This window comes from Azospirillum soli, from assembly GCF_017876165.1.
Taxonomy (GTDB): Bacteria; Pseudomonadota; Alphaproteobacteria; order Azospirillales; family Azospirillaceae; genus Azospirillum; species Azospirillum soli.
On sequence record NZ_JAGINQ010000003.1, the window covers coordinates 430,994 to 451,825 of the forward strand.

Below are 20,832 nucleotides of genomic sequence, written 5' to 3' on the forward strand. Positions count from 1 at the left end.
GTTGCCATTGCACGATCTGTGTGTACGGCCTGTGTGTAGGGGGTGTCGTCATGGCGATGGGACGGACGGGCCCGCGCAAGCTGGGCGTCTATGAAGGGGCCGGGACGGTGCGCGCGCAGTCGCGGACGGTCCTGATGGTGGTCGCGGCGATCTTCGCCGGGGCGGTGCTGCTGGTGCTTCTGCACTGAGGGAGGCGGCCATGGCTCGGAAAACGATTGTCGCCCTTTACGACCGGCGCGCCGAGGCCGAAGCGGTTCGCCAGCAGTTGCTGGACGCCGGCTTCGACGACCTGAACATCGAGGTGGTGGCGGATGGCGGCTTCGGCGGGTCCAACGACTACCACGGCGGGCTGTTCGTGCTGCTGTCCGGCTGGGGCGTGCCCGCCGAGGAGGCGCACGAATACGCCGAGGGGGTCCGTCAGGGCGGCGCCCTGGTGACGGTGTCGCTGCTGCGGATGTCGGCGATCCAGCGCGCGCTGTCGGTTCTGGAGCCCGCCGGCACGCGGTCCACGCGCCTGGAAGAAGCCGCCGCCGCGATGCGCGACGTCAACGCCGCTCCGGCCCCCGCCCAAGCCCCCGCCCAAGCTCCTATGCGGGCTCACGCCCCGCCGCCGCAAGCGGCGCCGACCGAAGGCCAGCGGGTGGGCGTCTACCCCATCCCCGACTCCAACGAGGGGCTTGGACCGACGGGCCGGAGGCGCGAATCATGATCGGCCGGGCACTGATCGCGGGGGCGCTTCTGGCGATGGCGACGCTGCCCGCACACGCGCAGGGCACGGGGCAGGACCCGGCCCGCAAGGACGCCTGCCGCGACGAGGTTTCACGCTTCTCCGACAGCTTCCTCGGCAATCAGGCGCTGCCGGGCGGACGCCAGGGCGCCCGCATCGAAGGCGAACGGCGCGACAAGCTGCGCGGGTTGCTGGACGAGGCCCGCGCCGCCGCCGGACGCGGCGATGCCGAAGGCTGCCTGTCCCGCCTGCGCGAGGCCCGCGCCATGGTTCGTGAGGGTGGGGTCGGCGGCGGTGGCGGCGGGTCGCTGGGAACCGGAAACAGCGGCGGTGGCGGAACCACGGGCTCATCCGGCTTGCCCGGCGGAGCCTCCGGCCCCGGCGGAACCGGAAGCAGCGGCGGCGCCCGAGGCGGCGGTGCGATGGGTGGCGGCGCGACCGGTGGCGGGGCCGGCGGAGGTGGCGGAGCCGGCGGCGGAGGCGGAGGCGGCTGACCCGTCAGGCCGCCAGCGAAGGCGAACCAACGGCGCGGGTGACGGTGGCGAGCAGGTCTTCGGGACGCACCGGCTTTTGCAGGCAGGCGTGCGGCGCGAGCGGGCGGGTGCGCTCCAACGTCGGCGGGTCGAGCGTGCCCGAAATGAAGACGATGCCGGTGCCGTGCCGGGCGCGCAGTTCGCCGGCCGTCGCGATGCCATCCATCCCGCCGGGAATGCGGATGTCCACCAGCGCGAGGTAGGGTGGCGCCACCGAAGCCATGGACAGGGCGGCCTCCCCGGTCGGGGCGATGCCGATCACCTCGTAGCCCGCATCCTCCAGCAGTTCGCGGGTGTAGAGGGCGACGAGCGCCTCGTCCTCCACGATCAGAATCCGCTTGGGCGTGTCACACTGATCAGTCATTGGGCACCGTGAAAATCAGGTGATGGCGCACGCCCCGCTCGGCCGGCGGGTGCGTCAGAATGCCTTGGACCTGAAGCGCCAGCGCCTCGACCAGCTTCAGACCGAGGCTGCGCGGGCGGCTGGGTCCCCCGGCGCCAGCCGGGCGGGCCATGCCCTTGCCGTCGTCCGCGATCTCCAGCGAGATCTGATCGGCGTCGCGGCGCACCTTGAGAAATATGGTGCCGCGCCCCTCGGGAAAGGCGTGCTTCAGGCTGTTGGAGACCAGTTCGTTGACGATCAGGCCCAGCGGGACGCCGATCTGAAGCGTGACCTGCGCCGGCTCGCAGTCGAGCGCGAGGGTGACGCCACCCTCCTTGTCGTCGCCGATCAGGGTCCGGCAGAGCGCCTCCAGATAGCCGCCCAGGTCGAAGTGCGAGATGTCCTGGGAGTTCTGGAGCAGGCCGTAAGCCAGCCCGATGGCGTGGACTCGGTGCTGCACCTCCTCCAGCGCGCCACGGGCGGCGCTGTCGCCGATGCGGTTGGCCTGCAGGCCGAGCAGGCTGGTGACGACGTACAGGTTGTTCTTCACCCGGTGCTGCAGTTCCCGCAGCAGGATCTCCCGTTCGGCCAGCGCCGCCTTCAGCGACTCCTCGCTGCGCCGGCGGTGGATCACCGTGGCGATCAGGTTGGCGAAGTTCTGCAGGAAGGTGACCTCGGGGGTCGAGAAGGGGCGGCGTTCCGGCGTCACCACCTCCAGCACCCCGAACACGCCGGTATCCAGCAGGATCGGCGCGTTGACCAGCGCGGCGACGGCGTATTCGCGGAACAGGTCGGTCGGGTTGAAGCGCGGGTCGGCGGCAAGGTCGCCGCTGACCACCGGCTGGCGCGTCAGCATGGCAAGGCCTGGCGCGTGATCGCGGTTGGCCGGGGCGCGGACGGAGCCGACCACGCCCGGACGCCAGCCGACGCCGGCCCGGATCAGGAAGTCGCCCTCGGCCGCCCGGTACTCCAGCACTTTGGCGTAGGGAACGCCGAGACCCTTGGCGACCTGCGAGCAGGCCTCGTGCAGCAGCGCGTCCAGGTCGGTTTCGCGCAGAGCGTACTGACCGAACTCCGCCACCGCCTGGAGATGCCGCAAGGTCGGCGATGCCGCCTCCATCGCTCCTCCGTCCGTCACCACTGCATTCTCGGCCAAGTCAACGCTCATTCCTGCAATTCCACACTGCGGCGCGACACACCCGGGAATGTCTAAAAATAGCGGTCCCGAACAAAGCACGCCAGAAAAGTCGTTTAACATCTTGGACATATGAGGCCACAACAGCCAGGGTCAAAGCCCCCTGACTTTCGGCCAGGGTCGGCTTCACCGAAAGCTCATTCCGGCAAAACCCCTTATGCTTTATGGCATTCCGGGCGCGCAGCCCGGGCATGAGCGGCGGCGCATCGCCGCCGGCCCGTACGATATGGTAAACGGACGAATGACCAAGCCCTCCCCCACCGCCGCGCACAACCCTGCAACCCTGGGCTTTGCCTCGGCTCTGGGGGCCTTTCTGATCTGGGGCTTGGTGGCTCCGGTCTATTTCAAGCAACTCGGCGACATCGGGGCGGTGGAGATCGTCGCGCACCGGGTGGTCTGGACCGTGCTGCTGGTCGGCGGGCTGGTGCTGGCGATGAAAGGTCCGGCCGCCATCCTGCGCGGCGTCGGGGGCTGGCGGGGTTTCGGCGTCTTCGCGGTGACGACGGCGCTGATCTCCACCAACTGGACCGTGTTCATCTGGGCCGTCACACACGGCCGCATGGTCGAATCGAGCCTCGGCTACTACATCAACCCGATGGTCAACGTCGTGCTGGGCATGGTCTTCCTGCACGAGCGCCTGTCGCGCCGGCAGCTTGGCGCGGTGCTGATCGCCGGGGCCGGTGTGCTGAGCCTCGTCCTGTCCTACGGGTCGGTGCCCTGGGTGGCGCTGACGCTGGCCCTGACCTTTGGCGTCTACGCCTTGGTCCGCAAGAAGGCCGCCATCGACCCGATCATCGGGCTGGTGGTGGAGACCGCCCTGCTGGTGCCGCTGGCTCTGGCCTATCTGCTGTGGCTGAACACGACCGGCGGCGGTAGCTTCGGCGTTCATGGGATCCGCACCGACCTGCTGATCATGCTGTCCGGACCGATCACGGCGGTGCCGCTCGTGCTGTTCATGATGGGCGCAGCCCGGCTGAAGCTGTCCACCATCGGGCTGTTGCAGTACATCGGCCCGACCGGGCAGCTGATGCTGGGCGTGCTGGTCTATGGCGAAGCCTTCACGTCGGCCCACGGCATCGCCTTCGGCTGCATCTGGCTGGCGCTGCTGCTCTATTCCGCCGACGCCTTCACCACCCATCGCGCCGCCCGCGCGGCAGCCGCCGCCGATTAACCGCGCGGCGTGAGGCCGTGGGCGATGGTGTGGGCCAGCGTCCGGACGACCTCGCAGACCCGTTCCGGATTGCGGCCGAACACCACCTGATCGAGGAAGCCGAGGCCGAAGCTGAGCGTCGCGATGCCGGCGGCGACGTTGGCAAGGTCCGCGTCCGGCGCGATGGCACCCCGGTCGCGGAAGGCCTCCAGCCGATTCAGCAGGCAGGGGATGCGGCTCTCCGACAGGGTGCGGGCCATCTCGTCGGCGATGGCCGGATCGACCAGCGCCCGGTCCAGCATCACCTTGGTGAAATCGCGGCACTTCCAGGTGTGGGCCAGCTGGTGGTGCAGGAAACTGGCGAGGTCGGCTTCCAGGTCGTCGCCCGGCGGCGGCAGCGCGCAGGCCCCGCCCTCCTCCCGGCCGTAACGCTCGACCACGGCCAGCAGCAGACCGCCTTTGCCGGAGAAATAGCGCTGGATCAGCTGCTCGTTCACGCCCGCCCGACCGGCGATGTCGCGCGTCGTCGCCGCGTCGAAGCCGCGCTCGGCGAACACCATCTTCGCGGCGTCCAGCAGGGCGCCCTTGGTTGCCTCACGGTCGCGCTTGCGGGCGGGCGCATCCGCGCCAGCGCAACAGTCTTCGCCCTTGGGTGAGGTCTCGTCCACGGTCCTGGCCACGATCCTGATCCTTCAACCGCCGCCGGTCACCATGGCGACTGATTGATAATAGGTATGCACGCGCATACTTGACAAGAGCGCTTGAGGAAGCAAGTATGTATCCACATACATACTGGACCCCATCGCACTGGACGGGAACCAACGCACCATGAGCAACGCCGATCTCTTCACGCCCCTCCGCCTCGGCGCGATCGAGCTGCCGAACCGTGTCATCATGGCGCCGATGACCCGCAGCCGCGCCGGCGAAGGCAACGTCGTCACCCCGCTGACCGCCGAATATTACGCCCAGCGCGCCTCGGCCGGCCTGATCATCACCGAGGCCACGCAGGTGTCCGACACCGCCCAGGGCTATCCCAACACACCGGGCATCCACACCGACGCGCAGACACTGGCGTGGCGCGCGGTGGCCGAGGCGGTGCACGCCGAGGGTGGCCGGATCGCTGCACAGCTCTGGCACGTCGGCCGCATCTCGCACCCAGTCTTCCAGCCGGGCGGCGCCCTGCCCGTTGCCCCGTCGGCCATCGCCGCCCAGGGTGAGCTGTACACCGGCGACGGCATGAAGCCCTTCCCCACCCCGCGCGCCCTGGAAACCAATGAGATTCCGGGTCTGGTCAAGGCCTTCGCCGACGCGGCCAAGCGCGCCGTCTTCGACGCCGGTCTGGACGGTGTGGAGATCCACGGAGCCAACGGCTACCTGATCGACCAGTTCCTGCGCGACCGCTCCAACAAGCGCACCGACCGTTACGGCGGCAGCGTCGAGAACCGCGCGCGCTTCCTGCTGGAAATCGTCGATGCGGTGACCACCGCCGTGGGCGCCAACCGCGTCGGCGTGCGCCTGTCGCCGACCGGCACCTTCAACGACATGGCCGACAGCGACCCGCTGGCGCTCTACAGCCACGTCGTGCAGGCGCTGAACCCGTTCGGTCTGGCTTTCCTGCACGTGATCGAGGGCCAGCCCGGCCACCACATGGCCCCGCCGGAAGGCGCGCCGCACGTGGCCGCCGAACTGCGCCGGCTCTACAAGGGCCCGTTCATCATCAACGGCGGCTACACCAAGGAGCAGGCCGAGGCGGCCATCACCGCCGGCGCGGCTGACGCGGTCAGCTTCGGCGAGCCCTTCATCTCCAACCCGGACCTGCCGGAGCGCTTCCGCGCCGGCGCAGAACTGACGCCGCCGGACCGGTCCACCTACTACGGCGGCGACGCCAAGGGCTACACCGACTATCCGGCGCTGGAGACGGTGGACGCCTGATACCCCTCCCCCGGCGGGGGATGCCCCCGATCCCCCGCACCCCAAGGCCGGGAGCCGCAAGGCTCTCGGCCTTTTTCTTCGCCTGTTTCCGGGCAAAGAAAAAGGCCGCGCCCAGGGGCGCGGCCTTCTCTCGTGTCGGCTGGGCCGAACGGTCAGCGCGAGTAGAACTCGACGACCAGGTTCGGTTCCATCTGGACCGGGTACGGAACGTCGGCCAGCAGCGGGGCGCGGACGAAGCGGCCCTTCAGAGCGCCGGAGTCGACTTCCAGATAGTCCGGGATGTCGCGCTCACCCGAGGCGGAGGCCTCCAGGATCAGCGCCATCTGCTTGGACTTGGACTTCACCTCGATGGTGTCGCCGTCCTTGATCTGCGCCGACGGGATGTTCAGGCGACGGCCGTTCACCAGGATGTGGCCGTGGTTGATGATCTGGCGCGCGGCGAACGGGGTCGGCGCGAACTTCATGCGGTAGACGACCGCGTCCAGACGGCGCTCCAGCAGACCGATCAGGTTCTCGCCGGTGTCGCCCTTGCGGCGCACGGCCTCAGCATAGATGCGGCGGAACTGCTTCTCGCCGATGTTGCCGTAGTAGCCCTTCAGCTTCTGCTTGGCCATCAGCTGCAGGCCGTAGTCGGACGGCTTCTTGCGGCGCTGACCGTGCTGGCCGGGGCCATACTCGCGCTTGTTGATCGGGCTCTTGGCGCGGCCCCAGAGGTTGACGCCGAGGCGGCGGTCGATCTTGTACTTGGACTCTTGACGCTTGCTCATCTCATTCCTCGATGGAACACGAGTTGGTTTTGTCCCGGTAGTTCCGCGAGACTTGCCGCGGACGGGGCGAGATAACGCTAGGCACGCCCGCCTTCCCAGGATTGAAGCCGCGCACTATACGGATCCGCCGACGGATGTCAAACACCGACTGACCCAAAGGCGCTAAGCCCCTGGGCAGAAGGAATGAGCGATCCATTTCGACCGGTGCGAAGCAACCGGAGGAGGGAAAGCCGCCGATGACGCGCCGGCTTTTGGCACTGTTTCTTGTCCTGCTGGCGGCACCGGCCCTGGCGCAGAAGCCGGCGCAGAATGTCGGCGACACCGTGCGGATGAAGATTGAGGAATTGCCGCCGCCCGACGCCACCCCGGCCGTGTCGAACAAGCATGCCCGCGTCGAGCGGCCGGCCAAGCAGCCGTTGCGCGTGCCGCCGGGCTACAAGCCGACGCTGTTCCGCGACCATGTCGAGAACGCCCGCAACCTGCTGGCCCTGCCGGACGGCGGCGTTCTGGTGGCGCAGCAGAAGCCGGGCACTCTGACCCTGCTGCGCGACCTGGACGGCAACGGCGAGGCGGAAGAGGAATGGGTGTGGGCCGCCGGCTTCGACAAGCCCTACGGCCTCGCCTTTCATGAGGGCTTCGTCCTGGTCGCCGACGTGGAGGGGGTGTGGCGGCTGCCCTGGCGCGAGGGAGCGACGGCGGCGCAGGGCGAGCGGCGGCTGATCACCCCGCCCGGCGCGCTGGGGTCGGGGGACGGGCACGACACCCGCTCGCTCGCCGTCGCGCCGGATGGGCGGCACCTGTATGTGGGCATCGGTTCGGCCGAGAACATCGCGGAGGAGGAGCCCCCGCGCGCCACCATCCAGGAATTCCCCATGGACGGTGGCGAGGGCCGCAGCTTCGCTACAGGACTGCGCAATCCGGTGGGAATGGCGTTCCGGCCGGGAACGAACGACCTCTACGCCGTGGTCAACGAGCGCGACGGGATGGGCGATGGGCTGGTGCCGGATTTCCTGACGCGCGTCGAACGGGACAGCTTTCACGGCTGGCCCTACGCCTACCTGGGGCCGCACCCGCAGCCCGACTTTGCGGACAGGCGGCCGGACCTCGTGGAGAAGGCCGTCACGCCGGATGTTCTGTTCGAGGCGCACTCGGCGCCGCTCGGCATGGTCTTTACCGACGGGATGGACGGGCCGGAGCGGTTTAGGAAAGGCGCCCTCGTCGCCCTGCACGGATCAAGCAGCCGGTCGGAGCCGGTGGGCTACACGGTCGTCTTTGTGCCGTTCGACGGCAAGAAGCCGGCCGGCGGCTACGAGGTCTTCGCCAGCGGCTTCCGCGTGGCGGGCGAGGACGCCCGCCCGACCGTGTGGGGCCGTCCCGCCGGGCTGGCGGTCGCGCGGGACGGCAGCCTGCTGATCGCCGACAGCCTGGGGTCGGTCTGGCGGGTGAGCTATGTGGGCACCCGCAAACGGCGCGGCTGAGCGATCAGCAGCACTCGTCTTCCAGCTTGCGCAGCATCGCGAGGCCCTTTTCGTCCTCATGCTCCTCGAACAGGTCGGCGATGTAATAAACGTTGGCGCACAGCAGGCAGAGGCCATCGGCCTGACGCTTCAGCGGGTTCTCGGCGACCGCCAGCTTCTCCTTGAAGCGCTCCCAGAAGGCGTTGGTCTTGGCCGGATCGTCGATGTGCATCCGCAGCCGTTCGATCACGAGGCGCGAATTGCCCTCGCAATCGATGCCCTTGAAGGAGACGTAGCGGTCGGGGGTGTTGGTGGCGTCCACGGGGAGGCTCCCACTGTCGGGTCAGATAACCACTTATGAATTATGGCTATTCCCAGCATCAAGCCTGAGGACACGAATCGCCGCTTCGCGGCATGAACGGTTTGGGTGGTGCGCGAACGGTTCCCGTCAGAGCGCGAACAACTTTTTCAACGCGTCGATGCGCGCCCGGCCGACGGGAACGCGGGGCGATCCGGGGGCGGCCATGACGAGGGCCGCTCGGCCGTCGCTGCGGTCGATGGCCTGGGCGTGGCGCAGGTTGACGATGTAGCCGCGATGCGCCCGCACGAACTGCCGCCCGTCGAGCCGCGCTTCCAGCTCCGACAGGGACAGCGAGCAGAAGAACGCCCCGTCCGCCGTGTGCACCGTCGTGTAATGGCCGTTCGCCTGGACATAGACGGCGTCGGCCGGGTCCAGCAGAACCACGCCCTGGCGGGTGGTGATGGGCAGCTTCACCAGCGGCGTCGCCGGTTCGGCCCTGGCCTCCGGCGGCGCCGGTTCGGGCAGGACGCCCGGCTTGCCGACCTCGAACAGCATCAGGGCGGTGACGCCGCCGGTCTCCCGCGGCAGGGCCGTCGCCTTCACCACCATCACCCGGCCGGGCAACGCCACCATCATCGAGGTGGCCGAGGCCGGTGCGTCCGGGTCGCGGGTGGCGGCCAGCAGCAGTTCGACTTTGGCCCGGCTGCTGGGCGGGTGCAGGTCGTGCAGACTGGCACCCACCAGCGGACGGGACCGGCCGACCATGCGCTCGGCGGTCGCGTTGACCGACAGGACGCGCCGGTCGGCGTCGAGCAGAACGAGGCCCACGTCCATATTCTGGAGGGTGTATTCCATGGAGCCAGTATAGGCCCGGATCCCCCCCGCCTTGAAAGGGTTATGCTTCGCCCTTACGGCTCGCCCTTGCGGCGTCCCGTCAGCGCGGCGATGACGCCGTGAAAGGTGCGGACCTCCTGCTCGGTCATCTGCATGCGCTCCAGCGCGTTGCGCAGGGTGCGGACCATGGAGGGGCGCTTTTCCGGCGAGGTGAAGAAACCGGTGCGGTCGAGATCCCCTTCCAGATGCTCGAAGAAGTTCAGCAGCTCCGCCTTCGTCGCCGGGCGGGTCTGGCCGGTGTGCAGGACGCGATCGGGCGGGATCTCGCCGGTCTGGAACCACTCGTAGCCGATCAGCAGCACCGCCTGCGCGAGGTTCAGCGAGGAAAAGGCCGGGTTCAGCGGCACGGTGATCAGCTTCTCGGCCAGCGTCAGGTCGTCGTTGACGAGGCCGGTGCGCTCCGGCCCGAACATCACGCCGGTCTTGTGCCCGGCGGTGTCGTGGGCGCGCAGTTCCTCCGCCGCGACGCGCGGGGTGACGAACTGCTGGATCATGCCGCGCGTGCGCACCGTGGTCGCGAAGACCACGTTCAGGTCGGCGACCGCCTCGGCCGTCGTCTCGTAGAGCTTCGCGCCGTCGAGCACGAGGTCGGCGCCGGACGCCGAGGCTACGGCCTTCTCGTTCGGCCAGCCGTCGCGCGGCTTCACGAGCCGAAGCTCGGTCAGGCCGCAGTTCAGCATGGCGCGCGCGCAGGCGCCGATGTTCTCGCCCAGCTGCGGCTGGACGAGGATGATGGTCGGGCCGCCGAGGATGGACGGCCGAGTGGGGTCTTTGCCGGAGGTCATCGGTTCACAAGCAATTTCAGGTGCGCGGGGTCGCGCCTTCCTTGAACAGCTTAAAGGTATAGCTGTCCACCAAAGCTTCCATCGAGGCCTCGATGATGTTGGTGGACACGCCCAGCGTGGACCACTCGCCGCCGTCGCCGTTCTCCGATCGGATCAGCACGCGCGGCATGGCGCCCGTGCCGGCCTTCGCCGCCAGGATGCGCACGCGGTAGTCCGACAGCTTCACGCCGGCCAGCAGCGGGTAGACCGGCTCCAGCGCCTTTCGCATGGCGGTGTCGAGCGCGTTGACCGGGCCGTTGCCGGACGCGACCTCGTGATACTCCTTGCCGCCGATGACGACGCGGACCACAGCTTCGGACTCCACAACCAGCTCACCCTTGGCGTTGTAGCGGCGCTCGTCGGTGACGTGGAAGCGCTTCAGGGTGAAGTAGGTCGGCACCTCGCCCAGCTCGCGGCGGACCAGCAGTTCGAAGCTGGCCTCGGCCGTGTCGTAGGCGTAGCCCTCCGTGTCGCGCTGCTTCACGAGGTCGAGGAGGCGCGGCAGGCGGTCATCCTTCGGGTCCACCTCCATGCCGATCTCGCGCAGGCGCGCAATGACGTTGGAACGGCCGGCCTGGTCGGACATGACGATCTGGCGGCGGTTGCCGACCGCCTCCGGCTCCACATGCTCGTAGGAGGACGGGTCCTTCTCCACCGCCGAGACGTGCAGCCCGCCCTTGTGGGCGAAGGCGCTGGCGCCGACATAGGGGGCGTGGCGGTTGGGCGCGCGGTTCAGCCGCTCGTCGAATTTCCGGCTGATCTCGGTCAGCAGAGGCAGATCCTCGCGCTTGATGCCGACGTCGTAGCCCATCTTCAGCATCAGCGACGGAATCAGCGAGACGAGGTTGGCGTTGCCGCAGCGCTCGCCCAGGCCGTTGATCGTCCCCTGCACCATGCGCACGCCCGCGCGCACCGCCGCCAGGGAGTTGGCGACCGCGTTCTCCGTGTCGTTGTGGCAGTGGATGCCCAGGCGGTCGCCGGGGATGCCGTGCTCCTCGACCACTTGGCGGACGATGGCCTCGATCTCGTGCGGCAGCGTGCCGCCGTTGGTGTCGCACAGCACGACCCAGCGGGCGCCGGCCTCGTAGGCGGCCTTGATGCAGGAGGCGGCGTAGGCGGGATTGCGCTTGTACCCGTCGAAGAAATGCTCGGCGTCGAACAGCGCCTCGCCCTTGGCGGCATGCAGCGCGGCGATGCTGTCGCGGATCAGCTCCAGGTTTTCCTCGCGCGGGATGTTCAGCGCGATGTCCACGTGGAAGTCCCAGGTCTTGCCGACCATGCAGACGGCCTTGCTCTTCGACTGCATCAGGGCGACGAGCTGCGGGTCGTTGGCCGCGCTGCGCCCCGGACGGCGGGTCATGCCGAAAGCGGTAAAGATGGAGCGTTTCAGCGGCGGCGCCTCGGCGAAGAACTGATCGTCCGTGGGATTGGCACCCGGCCAGCCGCCTTCCACATAATCGATTCCAATGCGGTCGAGATCCTGGGCGATGGCGATCTTGTCGGCGACCGAGAAGTCCACATCCTGGGTCTGCGCGCCGTCGCGCAGCGTGGTGTCGTACAGATAGATGCGTTCGCCCGTCATTGCCGCCGCCCAGAAGAAGAGAGTCATCCATCGGTGGTCATAGGACCCCGAGAAGGGCCGGAAGAATGAACGATGATGTCGTGCGGCTCAATGTTTTTGATACAGTGGAACGCGAGTGTGGGCTTTCGTCGCGCCCGTCCCGAAGACGCAGAAGAGGTAATAGGACAATTAGACTGACCAATACGCCCGCCCCTCATGCTAAGCACCGCACGCCCCGAGGCGCGTTGCCGGGGCTTATTTGCCGTTTTGGCTGTTGATCTTCCCGATCACCGGCCGGTCCGCAGGATGGATTTCTGAACCGTGATGCACGAGAGCGAACGGGCACGGGACAAGCTCGTCATGGTGATCGACGACGAGCGGACCGTGCTCCAGGCACTCAACCTGTTGCTGGAGATGTGGGGCTACCGCGTCGTCGTCGCCGAGAGCGAGGTCGAAGCGGTGGAGCGCCTGTCCGCGCTCGACGAAAAGCCGCACGCCATCCTGGCCGACTACCGCCTGCGTGAAGGACGCACCGGCGTCCAGGCGATCGAGCGCATCCGCGCCATGGTCGGCGCGCTGGTGCCCGGCGTCATCATCACCGGCGACACGTCCATCGACGGCCTGCGGGATGCCCGCGCCAACGGGCTGACCATCCTGCAAAAGCCCGTGCTGCCGCCGCACCTCCAGACGGTGCTCGGCAAGGCCGTCCGAGAAGCATCCTCCGGGCAGGCAGCGACCTGAGATGAGCGCGCCCGTCCCGGCAGCCCGGACGACGCGGGCACGGCTGTTCCGCTCCTGGGAAAGCTGGGTCGTGCTCGGCCTCAGCCTGTTCCTGACGGGCATGGCCTGGTGGCTGCTGACCGATCAGGTGGAACGGCTGGCCGACGCCCGATTCCGGGCGCGAGCGCGCGACCTGACCAGCGACATCGTGACGAGGCTGGACAGCTACGAGCAGATGCTGCGCGGCGGGGCGGCGCTGGTGGACGCGGCGGGCGGGCAGGTCAGCCGGTCGGAATGGCGGACCTACGTCGCCGGCCTGCATGTGGAGGACCGCTATCCCGGCATCCAGGGCATCGGCTACGCCAAGCGCGTGAACGCCGCCGACCTGGAAATGCACGAGGCCGCCGTGCGGGGCGAGGGCTTCCATGGTTACCGCGTGACCCCGGACGGCCCGCGCCCCGAATATTTCCCGATCATCTATCTAGAGCCCTTCGCCAGCCGGAACCTACGCGCCTTCGGCTACGACATGCATTCCGAGCCGACCCGCCGCGCCGCCATGGCGCGGGCGCGCGCCAACGGCACGTCGGCGGCCACCGGCAAGCTGCGGCTGGTGCAGGAGACGGAGCGGGATATCCAGGCCGGCTTCAACATCTATGTGCCGGTCTACGACCAGCGCCGGTCCCTGGCCACCCCAGCCAACCGGCACGAGGCGCTGCTGGGCTTCGTCTACAGCCCGTTCCGCATGAACGATCTGATGCGGACCATCCTGACCGAGGGCGCCTTCGATGACCTGGAACTTCAGGTGTTCGACGGCACGGAGATGTCGGACGGCGCGCTGATGTTCGCCAACACCTCCCCCCACGAACCGAAGTTCCAGGATACCCGCGGCATCGACGTGTTCGGCCGCACCTGGACCGTGCGCATCGCCAGCGCCCCCAGCTTCGAGGCGGCCATGGGCAGCGCCACGCCGCACGCCGTGCTGGTGGCCGGCGCGATCATCACGCTGTTGCTGGCCGCCATCATCGATTCGGTGTTGCGGGAGCGGCACCGCATGGACGAGTTGCGCCGCAGCCACGACGCGCTGGCCAAGGCGCGGACCGAGGCGGAGGAGGCGAACGCCGCCAAGTCCCGCTTCCTCGCCGCCGCCAGCCACGACCTGCGCCAGCCCTTGCAGACGCTGGGCATCTACCTGCACCTGATCGCCGAGCAGACGGAATCGGCCCCCCAGCGCAAGCTGGTGGACGCCGCCCGCGACGGGTTCGAGGCGACACAACGCCTGCTGAACTCGCTGATGGACATCGCCTCGTTGGAAACCGGGTTGATCCGCCCGCAGATGACCGAGGTCGAATTGCCGGCCTTCCTGGCCCGCATCAGCGACGACATCCGGCTGGAAGCCGCCGAGAAGGGGCTGGAACTGCGCGTCACCTCCTGCGACCTGCGGATAACCACCGACTCCGCGATGCTGGAGCGCATCGTGCGCAACCTGCTGCACAACGCCGTGAAGTACACGCGGAACGGCGTCATCCGGCTGACCTGCCGCAAGGTGCGCGGCGGTGTCGTCCTCAAGGTGCAGGACACCGGCCCCGGCATCCCGCGCGACCGGCTGCACCTGATCTTCGAGGACTTCTACCAGATCGGAAACCCAGAGCGGGATCGCCGCAAGGGTCTTGGCCTCGGTCTTGCCACCGTGGCGCGGCTGACGCGGCTGCTGGGCTACCGGGTGCGGGTGCTGTCGCGGCCGGGCCGGGGCGCCATTTTCCTAGTGGAGATCCCGGATGTCTTTCCGGCACCGACAACGGGCGTTCAGCCGTCTCCGGCCAGCAGCGCGCGTTCCGCCTCGAACACCGCCGTGACGTGATCAATCACCGCGCGCACGCGCGGAACGTCCTTGAGGTCGCGGTGCACGGCCAGCCACACCTCGCGCGTCGGGGTCGGGACGGCGGAAGGAAGCCGCTCCAGGCCCGCCTCCCCGACCGCCAGCCAGCGGGGCAGCAGGGCCACACCGAAGCCGGCCCTGGCGGCGGCGAGCTGCGTCTGCACGCTGTTGGAGCGGAAGGCGATCCGCTTGCCCGGATAATGGCGGGACAGCCAGACCGACTCCGGCAGGTCGGCCAGCGAATCGTCGTTGGCGATCAGGGCGTCCGGCGCGCCGGGGGCGGCGTAGAGCGCGTAGCCGATGGTGGCGAGCTTGCGGGCGAACAGATCCCCGCTCTGCGGCCGGGCCAGCCGGATGGCAATGTCCGCCTCCCGCCGCGCGAGGCTGAGCGAGCGGTTGTCCACCACCACCTCCAGATCGAGGCCGGGATGCCGGACGCGCAGCGGACCGAGCCGGAAAGCGACGAACAGGTCGGCCAGCGCCTGGGTCATGGTCAGGCGCACGGTGCCGACAAGCCCGTCCTCGCGCCCGCCCCGGCGCAGGATGGCAAGCGCGCGTTCGTCCATGCCATCCGCCAGATCCCGCACCGCCTCGCCGTCCGGGGTCAGGACATAACCGTCCACGCGCCGTTCGACCAGCGGACGGCCGAGTGTGTCCTCCAGGCTGACGATTCGCCGGCCCACCGTGGCGTGGCTGAGCCCCAGCGATCGCGCCGCCGCCGACAGGCTGCCGGCGCGCGCCAGTTCGAGGAAGACGCGCAGATTGTCCCAGTCGAGGCGGGGCGCTCGTTTCGGGCTTGTTCGTTTTTGGTCTGTGCATTTTTGAATGGGCATCGCGCAATCTTAGCGAATGCCCAACCGGAAACGAACAGGCCAGAGTGGCGGCGTCACCCACATCCACAGAGGCCTTTCCAATGTCCGCCCCCAAGTCCCTGCTCGCGCTGGCCGGCGCGCCCATGAACCCCAGCCCGCTCGACAAGGCGGCGCTGGTGCTGATCGACGCGCAGCGCGAATACACCGATGGGGCGTTGCCCCTGTCCGGCGTGGAGGCGGCCGTCGCCGAAGCCGCGCGCCTGCTGGAACGCGCCCGCAAGGCCGGGGTACCGGTGTTCCACATCGTCCATCACGGCCGGCCGGGCGGCGTGTTCGACCCCGCCGGCCCCTCGGCCCAGATCATCCCGGCCGTCGCCCCGTTGCCGGGCGAGGCGGTGGTGACCAAGCATGTGCCCAACGCCTTCGCCGGCACCGACCTAGACGCGCGGGTGCGCGCTACCGGCCGCAGCGAGCTGATCATCGCCGGCTTCATGACCCACATGTGCGTCAGCACCACAGCGCGTGCTGCGCTGGACCTCGGCTGGCGCAGCACGGTGGTGGCAAACGCCACGGCGACCCGCGACCTGCCCGACCCGGCCGGCGGCGTGGTGCCGGCCGAGACCGTGAAGCGCGCCGCGCTGGCCGAACTGGCGGACCTGTTCGCCATCGTCGTGCCGGACGCGGAGGCGTGGGCGTAACGCACCGGTGTTGGGCCAACCGACAGGGCGGCCCAACGAACCACCGCTTATGCCACGGCCAACCGGTTCTCGCGCGCCCGCATCAGCAGCCACACGACCGACACGCCGGCCAGCTTGGACGCGAAGCTCGCCGCCCAGACGGACGGGTCCCAGATGTCCAGCATGCCGAAGAAGATGGCCGTGTCCACAGGCACCGACAGGGCGGCGCTGAGCCACAGCCGGTCGCGCAGCGGGCGGCGGGTAACGGTGAAGACCAGCCAGTCGATCAGTTCCGACACGGCGAAGGCGGTGACGCTGGCCGCCGCCACGAACGGGTCGGCGAGCAGGAAGGACAGCACCGTCGCGGCCAGCATCGCGGCGAGCGACCAGTGGCCGAAACGGACCTGCACCATGTCGCGCAGGATGAAGATCAGGCCGGCCCAGCAGGACCAGACGAGATCCAGGTGCGGCGCGGCGCTGAACGCGAAGTTGATGGCGAGTACGCTGCCCATGTAGGCGGCAAGCCAAAGCATGTCCAAGATCCTCCATAGCCACCCGCGGAAATACGGGCGCGTGAACGGAGCCACCCGCGTGAATGCGAGCGCCCCGCCAGCGCCTTGTAACAGAGGGAAGCCGCCGGAGTGAACGGTTCCGTAAGAAAATCGGATCGTCCAAATGCGCACCCCATCCGAGTGGCGGCGAAAGGGGTGAGGTCGGCGTACTTCCAAGGCGCACTCCTCCTGCCCCACCGCCGCCCGGACCCCGCCTGTGCCTTTTGCGCGTTCCCCAAGGGGAATAGTGCGAGAGACGACGAATGGCCGGCGGTTACGACGACAGTAAAGGCGGCGGAGGCTCGCGGGATCACGGCCTGGACGCGGCGCGGTGTTTCCTGATGCTGCTGGGCGTGCCGTACCACGCGGCGCTGATCTACACGCCGGACTATCACTGGCTGATCGACTCCGCGACCGAGAACGCGGCCCTGGGGCTGTTCGCGGATTTCATCCACACGTTCCGCATGCCCGCCTTCTTCCTGATTTCCGGCATGCTCACGGCCAAGAGCCTGCGATCGGGCGGCCCGCGCGCCGTGCTGGCCTCGCGGGCCGTGCGGCTGCTGGTGCCGCTGGCGGCGGTTGCCATCTCGCTCAACGTGTTTCAGCTGTGGGTCTCCACCTTGGCGGCCGATCCGGGCCTGAGCGCCAAGGAATTCTTCACCGATGTCCTGCCGCCGGCCGTGGCACGCGGCGAGCTGGTCATGCATTTGTGGTTCCTGATCGAACTGTTCGCCTGCGTGCTTCTGGTCTGCGCGGCCCACGCGGTGGGTGGCGGGTTCGGCTGGCTGGCGCGGCTGCCGATCAATGGATGGGCGGTCAACGGGCGGACGATCCCGGCCCTGCTGTGCGTCCTGATGGTCGGAGTGCTGGGGCTGGACAACCTGTCGCCCTGGCTGGTGGAGAAGGTGCCGCCGACCACCACGTCGGCGGCGACGCTGGCCGTGTCCTTCAGCTATTTCGCGGTCGGGATCCTGATCGCGCAGGTGCCCGGCGGGACGCGGCGGTTCGCTAGCACGCGCTGGACGGTCGCGCTGGCCTTCGTCCTGTGCTTCCTGACCCATCAGGCGCTGGCGGCGATCGACAAGCCGATGGCGCTGCGGCTGTTCGACCAGGCGCTCGGCGCCGTCCTGGCCTGGACAGCCTTCCGCCTGGTGCTCGGCATGGCGCAAGCCTGGTTCTCCGGGGCCAGCGCCGTGGTCCGCGCGCTGTCGCAGGCGTCCTACACGGTCTATCTGCTGCACCACGCGGTGGTGGTCGGGGTCGGATTCCTTTTCCTGGCCCTGCCCTGGCGGCCGGCGGTGGAGTTCGCCGCCATCACCGTGCTGGGTCTGGCGATCCCGTTCCTGATCCACCACGCGGCGGTCGAGAAATCGCCGGTCCTGCGCTTCCTGCTGAACGGCGTGCCGCTGCGGGCGGCGCGCGTCCGGGTGCAGCCGGCGACCTCCTGAGAATCAGCCCCGCTTCCAGGTCGTGCCCTGCGGGCCGTCCTCCAGCACGATGCCTTGGTCGGCCAGTTCCTTGCGGATGCGGTCGGCCTCCGCGAAGTTCTTGGTCTTGCGGGCGGTGAGGCGGTCGGCGATCAGCCCTTCGATGACGGCGTCGGACAGGGCGGCGGCCCCCTTCGGCGCCCAGCGGAACCACGCCTCCGGGTCCTGCTGGAGCAAGCCCATCGCCTGGCCGGCGGCGAGCAGCGCCCCCTTGGCGGCGGCCTTCTCCGCGTCGCCCTGCGCCTTGTTCACCGCCGAGGCCAGCTCGTGCAGGTGGGAGATGGCGAGCGGGGTGTTCAGGTCGTCCTCCAGCGCGGCCAGCACGTCGAAGGGCAGTTCGGCCTCGGCCGGGGCGGGTTCGCCGCGCAGGGCCTGATACCAGCGGTCGAGCGTCGCCTTGGACTGCTTCAGCCCGTCGCGGGTGAAGTCCAGCGGCTGGCGGTAATGGGCGCTCATCAGCGTCAGGCGGATCGCCTCGCCAGGGTATTCGTCGAGCAGTTCGTGGACGGTGAAGAAGTTGCCCAGTGACTTAGACATCTTCTCGCCCTCGACGGTCACGAAGCCGTTGTGGACCCAGGTGCGGGCGAGATGCTCCCCGCCATGGGCGCAACGGCTCTGCGCGATCTCGTTCTCATGGTGCGGGAAGATCAGGTCGAGGCCGCCGCCGTGGATATCAAAGGTGACGCCCAAATGCTTCTTCGCCATGGCGGAGCATTCGATGTGCCAGCCGGGGCGGCCACGACCCCAGGGCGAGTCCCAGCCGGGCTGGTCGTCGCTGCTGGGCTTCCACAGCACGAAGTCGGAGGCGTCGCGCTTGTAGGGGGCGACCTCCACGCGGGCGCCGGCGATCATCTCGTCCTGCGAGCGGCGGGAGAGCTGGCCGTACTCCGCCATCGACGGGACCGAGAAGAGAACGTGCCCCTCGGCGGCGTACGCGTGGCCGCGCTCGATCAGCAGCTGGATCAGCGCGACCATGTGGGAGATGTGGTGCGTGGCGCGCGGCTCGATGGTCGGGCGCAGCGCGTTCAGCGCGTCCATGTCCGCGTGGTAGAGGTCGGTCGTGCGCTGGGTCAGCGCCTCGATCGGCTCCCCGCTGTCGCGCGAACGGTCGATGATCTTGTCGTCCACGTCGGTGATGTTGCGGACGTACGTCACCGAGGGGTACAGGCGCTTCAGCAGGCGGAACAGCAGGTCGAAGACGACGACCGGGCGGGCGTTGCCGATGTGCGCCGTGTCGTACACCGTGGGGCCACACACGTACATGCCGACATGGTCCGGGCGCAGCGGCGCGAAGCGTTCCTTGCGGCGGGTCAGCGTGTTGTACAGGTCCAGCGGCACGGGCCCCTCACTCCTTCAGGCAGTCTCACCCGCGAGGCGCTTCAGCGCGCGGTCACGGCCGATCAGGGGTAGCAGGTTCTTCAGTTCCGGTCCATGGTCCCGGCCAGTCAGCGCGCGGCGGAGCGGCAGGAACAGATCCTTGCCCTTGCGACCGGTCTTACCCTTCACGGCGTTGGTCCAGGCACCCCAGGTGGCGAGGTCCCAGGGCTCGGCGGGAAGAAGTTCAGCGGCTTCGGCGAGGAAACCGCCGTCGTCCACGGCCGGGGTGACCGGAGCGTGGGTCACCGCCCACCAGTCGCGGGCGTCCGACAGGCGGGCGAGGTTCGGGCGCACCGCATCCCAGAACACCGGGTCGGCGTCGGTCAGGCCCAGCGCCGCCAGTTCGCCCTGCACCCGCTCAAACGGCAGCAGGTGCAGGATGCGGGCATTGAGGCGGGCCAGTTCCTCCGGGTCGAACTTCGGAGTGGCGCGGGAGACCTTGGCGATGTCGAACTCGGCCACCAGCTCGTCCAGCGTCAGGCGCGCCTCGATGGGGTCGGAGGTGCCGAGTTTGGCGAGCAGGCTCGCCAGCGCCATGGGCTCGATACCCTCCTCCTCACGGAGACTCGCCACGGACAGGCTGCCGAGGCGCTTCGACAGGCCCTGGCCACCGGCGTCGGTCAGCAGCGGCAGGTGGGCGAAGGTCGGGACCGCAGCGCCGCCATTCTCCCCTAGGGCCTGGAAAATCTGGATCTGGACGGCGGTGTTGGCGACGTGGTCCTCGCCCCGGATCACGTGGGTGATCGCGAGGTCCCCGTCGTCCACCACGCTAGTCAGGGTGTAGAGCGGGCGGCCGTCCTCGCGGATCAGCACGGGATCGCTGAGCGCCGAGCCTTCGAAATGCACCGGGCCGCGCACGAGGTCGGTCCACTCCACGGGGGTGTGGTCGAGCTTGAAGCGCCAGTGCGGCTTGCGGCCCTCCCCTTCCAGGCGGGCGCGGTCATCGTCGGTCAGGCGCAGGGCGGCGCGGTCGTATATCGGCGGGCGCCCCTGGGAGACGAGGCTGGCGCGCTTGAGGTTCAACTCCTCCGGCGTCTCGTAGCAGGGATAGAGGCGGCCGGACGCCTTCAGCGCCTCCGCGACCTCGTCATAGCGCGGGTAGCGGTCGCTCTCGCGGGCGAAGCGGTCCCAGGTCAGGCCGAGCCACGTCAGGTCGCGCTCGATGCCCTCGGCGTACTCGGGCTTCGAACGTTCCTCGTCGGTGTCGTCCATGCGCAGCAGGAAGCTGCCGCCGGCCTTGCGCGCGAACAGCCAATTGACGAGCGCCAGACGCACGTTGCCGACATGGAGAAGGCCGGTCGGGCTGGGGGCGAAACGGACGGCAACCGGAGTGGCGGTGGGCATGGCGAAGTCGTTCAAAATCAGGGACGAAGGCCGCAGTCCTAGCACGCCCCGCCCGCCTTCGAAAGTCACCGTTCGGCGGTCGGCCGGTCAATCGGGCGGGGCAGGCCCGTCTACACCCGGTGCCCAAAGCGGCGCCTTGCGTGGAAGGCATGGCCGCCGTTGTGCATCATTGCGGCATTATGGAGCAAACGCCACCAGCCGTTAGTGATGAGCACGAACGGTTTGGCGCATCGCCATTTCACCATACATGGCGCCATCAGCCACA

Annotated in this window: 22 protein-coding genes; 10 read left to right on the plus strand and 12 right to left on the minus strand. The window is 68.8% G+C overall.

Annotated features, from left to right (window positions below):
* The first annotated feature begins 50 nt into the window (after positions 1-50).
* Genes J2852_RS07540 through J2852_RS07550 form a run of 3 tightly spaced genes read left to right on the plus strand, consistent with a single transcriptional unit; the run spans position 51 to position 1,221 of the window.
* Positions 51-188, plus strand: coding sequence for a hypothetical protein (locus J2852_RS07540; protein ID WP_209873229.1), 138 nt, complete (start codon positions 51-53; stop codon positions 186-188).
* An 11-nt stretch (positions 189-199) separates the two neighbouring features.
* Positions 200-709, plus strand: coding sequence for a hypothetical protein (locus tag J2852_RS07545; protein WP_209873232.1), 510 nt, complete (start codon positions 200-202; stop codon positions 707-709).
* A complete protein-coding gene (locus J2852_RS07550) occupies positions 706-1,221 on the plus strand; it encodes a hypothetical protein (RefSeq protein ID WP_209873235.1) in 516 nt (171 codons plus the stop codon). The genes J2852_RS07545 and J2852_RS07550 overlap by 4 nt, the downstream gene beginning before the upstream one ends.
* A gap of 4 nt (positions 1,222-1,225) precedes the next feature.
* On the opposite strand, the gene J2852_RS07555 is transcribed toward J2852_RS07550, so the two are convergent.
* Together J2852_RS07555 and J2852_RS07560 are read right to left on the minus strand one after the other, a co-directional pair.
* A complete protein-coding gene (locus J2852_RS07555; protein WP_209873237.1) occupies positions 1,226-1,624 on the minus strand; it encodes a response regulator in 399 nt (132 codons plus the stop codon).
* Entirely contained in the window at positions 1,617-2,810 is a 1,194-nt protein-coding gene (locus J2852_RS07560) for a sensor histidine kinase (protein ID WP_209873240.1), read from the minus strand. Before J2852_RS07560 ends, J2852_RS07555 begins: the two co-directional genes overlap by 8 nt.
* Positions 2,811-3,078: 268 nt before the next feature.
* Between J2852_RS07560 and rarD the strand changes: the two genes are divergently transcribed.
* Positions 3,079-4,008 carry an EamA family transporter RarD gene (gene rarD, locus J2852_RS07565; protein WP_209873243.1) on the plus strand — a complete coding sequence of 310 codons (930 nt, stop codon included), beginning with the start codon at positions 3,079-3,081 and terminating at the stop codon, positions 4,006-4,008.
* Here rarD and J2852_RS07570 read toward each other — a convergent pair.
* On the minus strand, positions 4,005-4,667 hold the full coding sequence (locus J2852_RS07570; RefSeq protein ID WP_343206689.1) for a TetR/AcrR family transcriptional regulator: 663 nt from the start codon (positions 4,665-4,667) through the stop codon (positions 4,005-4,007). The genes rarD and J2852_RS07570 overlap by 4 nt on opposite strands.
* A gap of 148 nt (positions 4,668-4,815) precedes the next feature.
* Here J2852_RS07570 and J2852_RS07575 point away from each other — a divergent pair, with 148 nt between their 5' ends.
* Positions 4,816-5,919 carry an alkene reductase gene (locus J2852_RS07575; RefSeq protein ID WP_209873246.1) on the plus strand — a complete coding sequence of 368 codons (1,104 nt, stop codon included), beginning with the start codon at positions 4,816-4,818 and terminating at the stop codon, positions 5,917-5,919.
* Positions 5,920-6,071: 152 nt separating this feature from the next.
* On the opposite strand, the gene rpsD is transcribed toward J2852_RS07575, so the two are convergent.
* The gene (rpsD, locus tag J2852_RS07580; protein ID WP_209873249.1) at positions 6,072-6,686 is read right to left on the minus strand and encodes a 30S ribosomal protein S4; all 615 of its coding nucleotides are present in this window, start codon (positions 6,684-6,686) and stop codon (positions 6,072-6,074) included.
* 236 nt (positions 6,687-6,922) lie between these two features.
* On the opposite strand from rpsD, the gene J2852_RS07585 reads away from it, so the two are divergent.
* Positions 6,923-8,164 (plus strand): PQQ-dependent sugar dehydrogenase, encoded by a 1,242-nt coding sequence (locus J2852_RS07585; protein WP_209873251.1) that lies wholly within the window; start codon positions 6,923-6,925, stop codon positions 8,162-8,164.
* Positions 8,165-8,168: 4 nt separating this feature from the next.
* Here J2852_RS07585 and cowN read toward each other — a convergent pair whose 3' ends face one another.
* From cowN to cimA, 4 genes are all read right to left on the minus strand, one after another.
* The gene (gene cowN, locus J2852_RS07590; protein ID WP_209873254.1) at positions 8,169-8,465 is read right to left on the minus strand and encodes a N(2)-fixation sustaining protein CowN; all 297 of its coding nucleotides are present in this window, start codon (positions 8,463-8,465) and stop codon (positions 8,169-8,171) included.
* 126 nt (positions 8,466-8,591) lie between these two features.
* Positions 8,592-9,299, minus strand: a complete 708-nt coding sequence (locus tag J2852_RS07595; RefSeq protein WP_209873258.1) for a PAS domain-containing transcriptional regulator — start codon at positions 9,297-9,299, stop codon at positions 8,592-8,594.
* A 53-nt stretch (positions 9,300-9,352) separates the two neighbouring features.
* Positions 9,353-10,123 carry an RNA methyltransferase gene (locus J2852_RS07600; RefSeq protein ID WP_209873261.1) on the minus strand — a complete coding sequence of 257 codons (771 nt, stop codon included), beginning with the start codon at positions 10,121-10,123 and terminating at the stop codon, positions 9,353-9,355.
* 16 nt (positions 10,124-10,139) lie between these two features.
* Positions 10,140-11,744, minus strand: coding sequence for a citramalate synthase (gene cimA / locus J2852_RS07605; RefSeq protein WP_209873361.1), 1,605 nt, complete (start codon positions 11,742-11,744; stop codon positions 10,140-10,142).
* Between the two features lie 303 nt (positions 11,745-12,047).
* On the opposite strand from cimA, the gene J2852_RS07610 reads away from it, so the two are divergent.
* Both J2852_RS07610 and J2852_RS07615 read left to right on the plus strand, forming a co-directional pair.
* A complete protein-coding gene (locus J2852_RS07610; RefSeq protein WP_246499366.1) occupies positions 12,048-12,464 on the plus strand; it encodes a response regulator in 417 nt (138 codons plus the stop codon).
* 1 nt (position 12,465) lies between these two features.
* Entirely contained in the window at positions 12,466-14,301 is a 1,836-nt protein-coding gene (locus tag J2852_RS07615; protein WP_209873266.1) for a CHASE domain-containing protein, read from the plus strand.
* On the opposite strand, the gene J2852_RS07620 is transcribed toward J2852_RS07615, so the two are convergent.
* Positions 14,247-15,152 carry a LysR family transcriptional regulator gene (locus J2852_RS07620; protein ID WP_209873269.1) on the minus strand — a complete coding sequence of 302 codons (906 nt, stop codon included), beginning with the start codon at positions 15,150-15,152 and terminating at the stop codon, positions 14,247-14,249. The two genes, J2852_RS07615 and J2852_RS07620, sit on opposite strands and share 55 nt — an antisense overlap.
* Positions 15,153-15,232: 80 nt before the next feature.
* Between J2852_RS07620 and J2852_RS07625 the strand changes: the two genes are divergently transcribed.
* The gene (locus tag J2852_RS07625) at positions 15,233-15,829 is read left to right on the plus strand and encodes a cysteine hydrolase family protein (RefSeq protein WP_209873272.1); all 597 of its coding nucleotides are present in this window, start codon (positions 15,233-15,235) and stop codon (positions 15,827-15,829) included.
* Positions 15,830-15,876: 47 nt separating this feature from the next.
* On the opposite strand, the gene J2852_RS07630 is transcribed toward J2852_RS07625, so the two are convergent.
* Entirely contained in the window at positions 15,877-16,341 is a 465-nt protein-coding gene (locus J2852_RS07630; RefSeq protein ID WP_209873275.1) for a preQ0 transporter, read from the minus strand.
* A 281-nt stretch (positions 16,342-16,622) separates the two neighbouring features.
* On the opposite strand from J2852_RS07630, the gene J2852_RS07635 reads away from it, so the two are divergent.
* On the plus strand, positions 16,623-17,807 hold the full coding sequence (locus J2852_RS07635) for an acyltransferase family protein (protein WP_209873278.1): 1,185 nt from the start codon (positions 16,623-16,625) through the stop codon (positions 17,805-17,807).
* Positions 17,808-17,810: 3 nt separating this feature from the next.
* Here J2852_RS07635 and cysS read toward each other — a convergent pair whose 3' ends face one another.
* Both cysS and gltX read right to left on the minus strand, forming a co-directional pair.
* Positions 17,811-19,184, minus strand: a complete 1,374-nt coding sequence (gene cysS / locus J2852_RS07640; RefSeq protein WP_209873280.1) for a cysteine--tRNA ligase — start codon at positions 19,182-19,184, stop codon at positions 17,811-17,813.
* Positions 19,185-19,199: 15 nt separating this feature from the next.
* A complete protein-coding gene (gene gltX, locus J2852_RS07645) occupies positions 19,200-20,567 on the minus strand; it encodes a glutamate--tRNA ligase (protein WP_209873283.1) in 1,368 nt (455 codons plus the stop codon).
* Positions 20,568-20,832: the final 265 nt, after the last annotated feature.